The following is a 9,951-nucleotide window of genomic DNA, read 5'->3' as shown; positions in this document are numbered from 1 at the left end:
TCTGATTATAATTAGTGTATTACTTGTATCTGTTACTGTACAGGCAAGTGGTGTGGATGAGTTGGTGCGTATCAAGCAAAATTATGCCCGAATGTTGGTTCCTTCCGGTAAAGATCCGTTTGGTTTATTGTCCATCCTTTCGTCTATTCAGCCGGAAACAGAGATTTCGGATCAGGTTGTGGTAGAGTTGCATCAGCGATATCCTTTTGATTTAAAGAAAGTAGAAACTTATCTGTCTTCTTTCACGGAAGCCGGAACATGGCCGGATATTAATTACGATGACAAAAAGCGTTCCGGCTGGGAGCCTAAAATTCATGCGGAACGTATTCTGGAGCTGGTAAAGCTCTATAACTCCGATCAGACTTCCTACTATCGTTCTTCGGAGGTGGAAGCGGTTATTCATAAAGCTTTGAATTATTGGTTTACTGCTAAACCGGTATGTTTGAACTGGTGGTATAATCAAATAGGTATTCCTAAAACATTGGGTACGGTTTTTATCTTGTTTGAGAAGCAATTGACCCCTGTGGAGAAACAGAACGCTATAACTGTAATGGAGAATGCTAAGTTTGGGATGACCGGACAGAATAAGGTATGGCTTGCCGGAAATGTGATGATGCGTGCATTATTGCAGAATGATTATGAGTTGGTAAAGATGGCGCGTGATACCATTGCATCTGAAATAGTCACGGGTGGAGCAGAAGGTATAAAAGACGATTGGTGCTTTCACCAGCATGGTGCTCAGCAGCAGTTTGGTAATTATGGGCTTTCGTTCGTATCCGGAATGAGTTTCTTCTCTGGGTTATTTTCAGGGACGTCGTTAGCATTTGATGATAAACAGTTGAGTATTCTGAGTACACTGATTGATAAGGGATATCGTTGGGTAATCTGGAAAGGAATGATGGATGTGAATGCTTTGGGACGTCAACTGTTTCATCATGCTCCCGTACATAAAGCACTGAGTCTTGCATTTGCAGCCTCGGAGTTAGGTGGAGGTGAATCAGATGAGTGCATGGCTGTGGCAACAGCTCTGTTTCGTGATAATTACCCTGCACCTGCGGTGAATGTGCTTACAGGACATAAGCATTTCTGGCAGTCGGATTATACAATTCATCGCCGTCCTTCCTGGATGGCGTCTATAAAAATGGCTTCTGACCGTATTATCGGTACTGAAATGATGAATGGCGATAATATGAAAGGGTATTATATGGCAGATGGAGCTACTTATATTTATAAAGATGGTAAGGAGTATCTGGATATTTTTCCTCTTTGGGACTGGCGGAAGTTACCGGGAGTAACAGCTTTTGAAGATAATGCACCTATGCCCTTGATTAAAAGTTATCAGCCTCGTAATAAAGGAACTTTTGTAGGAGCTGTTTCGGATGAAAAACAAGGTATGACTGTTATGGAGTTGGATCGTGCCGGAGTGAAGGCTCATAAGGCATGGGTTTGTACGGATGACTTTATTCTTTGTTTGGGAGCTGGTATACAAGCAGATAGTAATCTTGTTGTTACCACTTCTATAGAGCAATGCCATAAAAATGGGGAACTGCTTTCCTGGGAAAATGCACGATGGAATGTTGTGAATACAAAGCAATCTGTCAAGGGAAAGGAACAACGCTATTTTCATAATAATACGGGATATATTGTATGGGGCAATACTCATGAAGTTGTAGCTGAAACAGCAGAACGTACGGGATCATGGTATGATGTGATGCAAATGTATCACCCGGAAGAAACACATGGAGAGGTGACTGCCATCTATTTGACGCATGGTGTTGCACCTAAACAAGACACATATCAATATTTGATACTACCCGGAATGGACAAGGAAAATGTGGCTGCTTTTAATTTATCAGATATACAAATACTCCGTAATGATGCTACTGCTCAAGCTGTCTATAGTGAAGGAAATACTACTTGTTGGGTGGCCGCTTATCAGCCGGTACAATTAACTGTAAGTACGGATTTGATATTGAATATTCAAACTCCCGGAATCTATATGATACGGAAAAATGAATCCGGTCGGTACGTAATAAACTATGCCGATCCGACTCAACAGAGAAATGTTGCAGAACTTGAGTTGAATCATAAAAAGGTGCGTCTTTCTCTTCCCGAAGGAAAAGAGAAAGGGAAAACAACTTCTATAGTGGGTTAATGCGTTAAAAAACGCATTTTGAGCCATTTCTCCAAACGATTGAAATAATATTGCAAGCCTTGTTGGTAAGATACGTCTATTTTTGTTTTAGATAAATGATTATAGACTATGAATACACACAAGGCTTTTATTTTGGGCGTAGCATTGCTGAGCACTATTGGGGTGAAAGCTCAGTTTGCCATTGATGACTATAAAGCTGTCTTTACTTCATCCCCACAGCATGTTCCCACTACCAAAACTCCGGATGCTCCTTTAGCCGGTAATGGAGATATCGGTATCACAATGGGAGGTACTCCTGATAAACTCTGTTTTTATATTGGTAAAAATGATTTTTGGAGGGCTTATCCTGTTTATCCGGGCGGTATTGCGCTTCCGGGCGGACTGGATATTGAGATAAAAGAACTGCAAGGAGCTACTTACTATGCGGAACAATTGCCCGGATCTGCTGAAATCAGAACTAAATTCACAACTCCTCATTGTCAGTTGAATTTGTCTGCATGGGTTGCTGCAACGGATAATAAGATTATCATAGAATTACAATCGGACAAAGCCGTTACTGCCCATTTGCGTTTATGGGCTGCGGAAGGTAATACTTCGATTACTGCGGGAGGCAAAGATAAAGTAATGTGGGTAAGTCGTTCATTTGAAAATACGGAATTGCTGCGTTGGCCTACTCATGTAGCATTGGCTTTAAACTCAAATTCTGATGAGTTCTCCTTGATTCCAGGTAAGAAAGTACAATTGGTTATATCTGTTTATACGAATCATGATACACCGGATTGGAAAAACAAAGCAATAACAGAAGCAGAGAAAGTAACGGAAGCGGGTGTTGAGCAATTACGGAAAGAACATCATTCCTGGTGGAATCATTTTTGGAAACAGTCTCATATTAATATAGGTGATAGTTATTTTGAAAAGTATTACTATCAGTCGCAATATTTGTTTGCTTGTTCTTCCCGTGAGGGTAAGTTTGCGCCAGGTATTTGGGGACCATTTGTTACGCGTGACGAAGCGGCATGGGGAGGTGATTATCATCTGAATTATAATTATCAGGCACCTTACTGGGCGTCATTTTCTTCCAATCATATTAGTCTGACGGATAATTTTGATCAGCCTCTATTAGATTATATGGAGGCTGGACGGAAGCATGCGCAGGAATTGCTGAATTGCAAAGGTATCTATTATCCGGTGGGCATCGGTCCTAAAGGTTTATGTACAGCTATGTGGCCGTTAACTCCTGAAGAAATGCAGGAAAAGTATTCGACTCATGAAAATACAATTGATGGTGGTTATAAGTTTCTGGGACAGAAAATCAATGCAGTGTTTAGTGTTGGAAATATGCTGATGCGATATTACAGTACGTATGATGAGTCGTATGCCCGTAAAGTATATCCGTATCTTCTGGCCTGTGCGGATTTTTGGGAAGATTATCTCTCTTTAGAGAATGGACGTTATGTCATTCGTATGGATCATTTCAATGAGGTGATGCCCAATAAACGTAATGGAGGTGTCTGGCGTAATCGGTTAGGCGATTTTAATTCAACTCTTTCGTTGGGGTTGGTTCGTATGCTGTTTCAGGGTGTGATGGATATGAGTGATTTCCTTTCCATTGATAAGATACGGCAATCCCGTTGGCAGGATATTTTGGAGAAACTGAGTGAATACCCATTGGGAATTGCAGAAGACGGACGTCAAAGTTTGAAGAATATGGAGAAGGGACCTCAGGATAAAGAAGTACGTCCATCGGGGCTGAACAGGGTCTCTATTCATGGTTTGATTCTCCCTGCTGGTGTTGTGGGGCCCATGACAGATGCGGCTTTCAATACTATCTTGCTGGAAGATGTGGCACATTGGTCGGAAAAGCAACGTGACCCGAATGATTGGGGAAATACATCTAATAATGGAATTGAAACCTGTTATCCCGGAGCTGTACGTGTGGGGTACCCCTCGGATAAGATTCTATCTTATTTGAAGAAACGGATCGAGATGGATGTATATCCCAATTCCTGGATTGTACAAGGTGGGGGAGGTATCGAAACTTTAGCTGCTATTCCTCTTACTATTAATGAGATGCTGCTACAAAGTTATGAAGGTGTTATTCGTGTTTTTCCCAATTGGAATCATAAGAAGGATGCATCTTTTGAAAATCTGAGAGCTTATGGTGCGTTTTTGGTTACTTCTACTTTGAAAGAAGGACTAATTCAGGGAGTAACTCTGGTTAGTGAGAAAGGACGTGTCTGTAAAATAGAGAACCCCTGGAAAGGACATCCTGTGCAAGTTATCCGGAAAAATGGAAAATCGGACATACTTTATGGAGAATATCTGCAGATACCGACTGTGGCGGGTGAGAAGGTTGAACTGAATTTATATACAAACTAATAATTGAGAATAGAATGAATCGTGTAAAGAAACTTGTGGGAGGTATATTGGCGATAACACTTTGTGTGAGTGTATCTGCTCAGACCAAATTACCTCCGCGCTGGCAATCCAGCTATGTGAAAATTACTCCGGAAGGGGAGCTAGCTTATTATCCCGATAAACAGGGAAATACGATACCGGATTTTAGTCGGGTTGGTTATCATCATGGTGATAAATCAATCCCTGAGTATCCGGTAACAAAAACTGTATATCCTGTGGAAAAAGGGGATAGTCGTCAGAGAATTCAGGATGCAATAGATGAAGTGTCTCGTATGCAACCGGATAAAGACGGACATCGTGGAACGGTTCTGCTAAAACGGGGAGTATATCATGTTCATGGAACAATTCATATAAATGCAAGTGGAGTTATTTTGACCGGAGAAGGAGATAATGTGAATGAAACCCGTTTATTGGCTATCGGTAAGCAGCGTTTTTCATTGATAGAAGTATCTGGTAATGGTAGAATGGAGGAAGTATCCGGAACAAGGGTGAAGATTACGGATGCTTTTGTACCAGTGGGAACACACTCTTTTCAGGTTTCTTCTGCTGCAAATTTTAAAGTGGGTGATCGTATCATTGTTTATCGTCCGGGAACAGAGAATTGGATACATGATATTAAGATGGATCAGATCGTTGAACGCCAGGGAACCCGCCAATGGACTGCACGGGAATATAATCTTTCTTTCGAACGTGAAATTGTAAAAGTAGAAGGTAACCGTATTTATATTGATAATCCGGTAGTAATGCAAATGGAAGAGAAATATGGCGGCGGTGAAGTATTTAAGTATACATTTGACGGTCGTATCAGTGAAGTCGGGGTGACTAATATGTGTTTGGAATCTGAATTTGAACATTATGAGGATAACGAGCATGGTTGGATTGGCGTTCAGTTCGATAAAGTGGAAAACTGCTGGGCGCGTAATCTGACTTGTCGCTATTTCGGGTATTCAGCGGTAAGTTGTGAACGCAATGCGAAGAATGTAACTGTGACGGATTGCCGTTGCCTGGAAACAAAATCTCTGATAACCGGTGGACTGCGATATTCTTTTAATAATTGGGGACAGCAAAATCTGTTTATGAACTGTCAGAGTACAGAGGGGCGTCATGACTATGTGACGGGTGCACGTGTATGTGGCCCCAATGTATTTTATAATTGTACGGCTTCGCAAACTTATGCAGATATAGGTCCTCACCATCGCTGGGCAGTTGGAACCCTTTATGATAATGTGATTACCGATGGAGAAATCAATGTGCAGGATCGTGGTAAAATGGGAAGTGGACATGGCTGGGCCGGAGTAACTCAGGTGCTTTGGAACTGTCGTGTGAAACGTGCTGCTGTACAGAGCCCTTGGACATCAGGACATAATTATAGCTTTGGTATGAAGGGTGAAAAATATCCGGGAGTTTTTATCGATCGTCCGGATGGTGTTTGGGAAGGACAGAATGAGAAGAATGTTTTCCCCCGTTCACTTTATGTGGCACAACTGATGGCTCGTCATAAGAATATGGACTTGCGAATATTGACTAAATAAGTCGGATTTAGCTTGTAATTTGGTGTTGTAAAATCATCGTGCTTGGTAATGTGTTGTATAATAGGGTATTATCCAGCTTTACCTTTTATAGTCTATAATACTTTGAGATATAATTGATAGTATTTGATACAATCTTTAAATCTCATTTGGGAAAATTGTTGTTTGTTTGCGATATGGAAAACAGTAATGTATAACTTTAAAAATGATGTATTGATATTATGTAAAAACAATCTATTATGAACAACTCAAAAAGAATTCTAGGTGAAATCCCTTGTTAATTTAAGTCTAATTTTAAAAAGTAGTTTAATGAAAAAGAAAGAATACAATTCGAAATCGCTATTATGGCGATTATCATTAGTACTGTTTGTTTTTTCTGTGAGCTTCAATTTGTACGCTCAGAATTCAACGGTAACTGGTGTGGTAGTGGACGAAGCTGAAGAACCATTAATTGGTGTTTCAGTTTCTGTTGTTGGTACTTCTACTGGAACCGTAACTGATCTTGATGGAAATTTTAAAATTTCAATAAAGAAAGGAGCATCATTGAAATTCTCTTATATGGGATATGCGGATCAGGAAATCAAAGTTGTATCCAGTAAGATGAGAGTTATCTTGAAAGAAGATTCTAAAATGCTTGATGAAGTTATTATTGTAGGTTTTGGAACTATGAAAAAAAGGGACAATGCCGGATCTATAACTTCTGTAGATGCTAAAGCTATTGAAGAACGTAATGCTGTAAGTGTGTTTGATGCTTTACAAGGTGCTGCACCAGGTGTTTCTATTACTGCAACATCTGGTGCTCCAGGTGAATCTAAATCTATTCGAGTACGTGGCGCTTCTACTTTTGAAGATGGTGGTGTAGATCCATTATATGTAGTAGATGGTGTGATGGTAGATGATATAGATAATCTTTCTCCTAATGATATCAAATCTATGGAAATTTTAAAAGATGCAGCTTCTGCTTCTATTTATGGTGCCCGTTCTGCTAATGGTGTAATCATTATTACAACTAAATCTGGTGAAGAAGGGAAACCAAGAGTGGATTTTAGCTATTCTCGCAGTTTTTCCAGTCCTACACGAAAACTGCCTCAGGTAAATGCTTTTGAAAGTCGTTTAAGTATGGGAGCTGGTGACTTTGATAATGCTTCAAAATGGTTGGAAAAGTTCTCGGCTCGGACTGACTCGTGTGGTCTACAATATAGTACTAATTATTATTATCAGGATTTATTATTCCGTACTGGGTCTGTTGATAAATTCAGTGCTACTATAAGTGGTGGTACCAAACAGGCAACTTATCGTGTATCTTTAGGATATGATGGGACTGAAGGTATTTTGTTGGAAACATATAGTAAACGCTATACAGGACAATTAAATGTAGACTTTAAACCATGGAAGAATGTGAAATTTACGACTTTGGCTCGTCTGACAAATACGAAATATAATAAGGCTGATGAAAAGACTGTATTACAGGGAGCTATGCGTCGTGACCCTGATATGATAATTTGGTATCCAGATGGTGAATTGATACCTTACTACAGTTCTGGAGGTCGTGTTAATCCAATTGCAGCATTAGAACAATACCGTGATGAGTTTGACCGTTATAATTTTAATTTTACTCAGAAAATACAGTGGAATCTGACTAAATGGTTGACACTTAATGGAACCTTAGCTGCTAATTATCAATTACAGCGTGAATCCAAATTTAAGTCTAAATATTTAATGGGAAAAGATACTGATCCTAATACGGGAGGTGATTTTACTACTTGGAGGAAGAATTATACAGGAGATTTATATGTAAACTATAATAAAACATTTGCAAAAAATCATACCATTAATGCAATGTTAGGTGCCTCTTTTGAGGAAGTTTCAACAGACGATTTGCGGTTTGAAGGTAGCGATTTCTTGTCTGAGGAATTATACACAATGAATCTGGCAACCATTTTAAATATTGCAAAAACATATACACGACTTCAAGAAACATCTGCTGTCGGTTTTTTTGGTCGACTGAATTATAGTTGGAAGAGCCGATATATTTTGGCAGGTACTCTTCGTCGTGATGCTTCTTCTAAATTTGGTAAAAATAATCGTTGGGGATGGTTTCCTTCTGTCTCTGCAGCATGGAGGGTATCTGACGAATTCTTTATGAAATGGACGAAACCCTTATTGAGCGATGCGAAAATACGTGTTAGTTATGGTGTAACAGGTAATGATAAGATAAGTGCTTATGAGGCAATGACTACTTACACTGTAAATGGTAATTATAATAATATAGGTGCTGTTGTTGGTAGTTCTAAATATGGAAATCCAAATTTAAAATGGGAAGAGACCAAGCAAACTAATTTTGGTTTAGATTTAAGTTTCTTGGACGGTCGTATCTACTTTACAGGAGATTATTATATAAAGAAAACGCATGATCTGTTGGCTGATCAAAAATTACCCTATACTACGGGATATGATAATATTCGTGTGAATTTGGCAAGTCTGGAAAATCGTGGTTTGGAACTTAGCGTTACAGCAGTCCCAGTTCAGACACGAGCTTTCAGTTGGACCACAACAGTTAACTGGTGGAAAAATAAAAACAAGATTTTGGACCTGGCTAAAGACGATTACGTAGATAGTAGTATTTGGTTAGTTGCTAAAGGTAAGCAAGCTGGTCTGTGGTATGGATGGAAAAATACAGGTGTATTTGAATATGATTGTAGTAATGCTTATACGGCGGATTGGAAAAATCGCTTAACTCCTGTGTTAAAGAGAGACGAACATAATAACGTAATTATAGGTTTGGATGGTCAACCTACTGTATTAGGATACTTAAATGCAGATGGAAGTGAATACCATGGTGAAATAAAGAAAATAAAGCATAACGGAACTGTTGCATCTGGTGGTGATGTGATTTGGGAAAACTTGAATGAAGATGGTGATATAGACGAGTCTGATAAACAAGTTTTAGGTAAAGCTACCCCTACTTGGTATGCCTCATGGAGTAACTCTTTAAATTATAAGAATTTCTCCTTAAGTTTCCAATTCTATTTGAGTTGGGGAGGAAAAGTTTATAATGATTTGAAACGTTATACTACAACCTGGGGAGGTAGCTCTCATAAACAACATCCGGAATATGTACTTCAAGGTTGGAGATATCCTGGACAAATTACTGATTGGTATGCTTTGAACACTCGTAATAGGACAACATTGAATCGTGAGCAATTGAATAGTCAATATTTGGAAGATGGTTCATTCCTTCGTTTGCAAAGTATCCGTTTGAGCTATACACTGGAACGTGAATGGTTAGCTAAGACTCCTTTCCGTAATGTTCAGGTATATGTTTATGGCAATCAACTTCTTACTTGGACTAATTATACAGGGTATGATCCTGAAGTGAGTGGTAATAAAGTTCTAACTCCAGGTAGAGATGATTCTAAATATCCTCATTGTCGTGAGTTAGGTTTTGGTATTAATGTTGGATTTTAAAGAAGGAAGATAATATGAAAAAATATATATTATTGGCATTAACAGGAATTCTGTTATTTACAAGTTGCGATGATTTTTTAGATCGAACTCCTAAATCAGATTTAGCTCCTGAAAATTATTTCAGAGATAAAAAGGATATGACATATTGGAATGCAGGTATTTACTCAGCTTTTGCCTCCGCTTTAAATGAGAAATTAATGTATTGGAGTGAAGTACGTTCAGACAATTGTGATCATACCGGATACGTTAATTCAGTTTATTATATGAATGCTCTGACTTCTGAACGGGGTGAGTATAATTGGCAAGATCTTTATTCCTGCATTGGTAGATGTAATGTGGCTTATTAAATATTATCCAAATATTCCTTCTATCCTAGAGTCT

General features: G+C 39.0%; 5 protein-coding genes. All 5 read left to right on the top strand.

Features of this window, described 5'->3' with window-relative positions; genetic code table 11:
* Nucleotide 1 precedes the first annotated feature (1 nt).
* Nucleotides 2-2,155, top strand: a complete 2,154-nt coding sequence (locus BACCELL_RS23620; protein ID WP_007214655.1) for a polysaccharide lyase 8 family protein — start codon at nucleotides 2-4, stop codon at nucleotides 2,153-2,155.
* A 108-nt stretch (nucleotides 2,156-2,263) separates the two neighbouring features.
* On the top strand, nucleotides 2,264-4,534 hold the full coding sequence (locus BACCELL_RS23615) for a glycosyl hydrolase family 95 catalytic domain-containing protein (protein WP_007214654.1): 2,271 nt from the start codon (nucleotides 2,264-2,266) through the stop codon (nucleotides 4,532-4,534).
* A gap of 14 nt (nucleotides 4,535-4,548) precedes the next feature.
* Entirely contained in the window at nucleotides 4,549-6,105 is a 1,557-nt protein-coding gene (locus BACCELL_RS23610) for a hypothetical protein (RefSeq protein WP_007214653.1), read from the top strand.
* 306 nt (nucleotides 6,106-6,411) lie between these two features.
* A complete protein-coding gene (locus tag BACCELL_RS23605) occupies nucleotides 6,412-9,570 on the top strand; it encodes a SusC/RagA family TonB-linked outer membrane protein (protein WP_007214652.1) in 3,159 nt (1,052 codons plus the stop codon).
* Nucleotides 9,571-9,584: 14 nt separating this feature from the next.
* Nucleotides 9,585-9,917 (top strand): hypothetical protein, encoded by a 333-nt coding sequence (locus BACCELL_RS23600; RefSeq protein ID WP_007214651.1) that lies wholly within the window; start codon nucleotides 9,585-9,587, stop codon nucleotides 9,915-9,917.
* The last annotated feature ends 34 nt before the right edge of the window (nucleotides 9,918-9,951 follow it).

The organism is Bacteroides cellulosilyticus DSM 14838, from assembly GCF_000158035.1.
In the GTDB taxonomy this organism is placed as follows: domain Bacteria; phylum Bacteroidota; class Bacteroidia; order Bacteroidales; family Bacteroidaceae; genus Bacteroides; species Bacteroides cellulosilyticus.
The sequence above is the reverse complement of the archived record's forward strand: the minus strand, read 5'-3'. Positions and strand labels throughout refer to the sequence as shown.

What these genes read in the sequence shown, in the direction of transcription:
- BACCELL_RS23610 (WP_007214653.1), top strand. Translation starts at nt 4,549, where the DNA reads ATGAATCGTGTAAAGAAACTTGTGGGAGGTATATTGGCGATAACACTT.
- BACCELL_RS23605 (WP_007214652.1), top strand. Translation starts at nt 6,412, where the DNA reads ATGAAAAAGAAAGAATACAATTCGAAATCGCTATTATGGCGATTATCA.
- BACCELL_RS23600 (WP_007214651.1), top strand. Translation starts at nt 9,585, where the DNA reads ATGAAAAAATATATATTATTGGCATTAACAGGAATTCTGTTATTTACA.
- BACCELL_RS23615 (WP_007214654.1), top strand. Translation starts at nt 2,264, where the DNA reads ATGAATACACACAAGGCTTTTATTTTGGGCGTAGCATTGCTGAGCACT.